Annotated in this window: 1 pseudogene; it reads right to left on the bottom strand. The window is 63.7% G+C overall.

From position 1 onward, the window contains the following. Window positions 1-41: 41 nt before the first annotated feature. Window positions 42-267 (bottom strand): annotated as a pseudogene (locus B3397_RS19365) (DEAD/DEAH box helicase); the annotation flags it as partial.

The raw sequence follows: 267 nt of genomic DNA, 5'->3' as shown, positions 1-267 counted from the left end.
CTCTGCCCGCGATGGGGCCTGACCTGCTCACACCCTCTGCATCACCCCTCGCGATTTCGGGTCAGCAATGCTGGTTTCTCGCCGCGCGGGCGGCTTGGCAATTGCTCCAGCTGCTCGGCTGTAGGGAAACGATCGATCTTCGATTCCTTGTGCACGATCACCGGCTGGCTCTGGTTGCGCGAATTGCTGACCACGGGTTCCTGACGAGGTTGCTCGTCACGGGCCGGACGGCGGTTGCGCGGGTTATCACGACGGGGTTGGCCGTCA

Source organism: Pseudomonas sp. UBA4194 (assembly GCF_002379585.1).
Classification (GTDB): Bacteria; Pseudomonadota; Gammaproteobacteria; order Pseudomonadales; family Pseudomonadaceae; genus Aquipseudomonas.
This window is presented reverse-complemented; position numbering and strand designations above follow the sequence as displayed.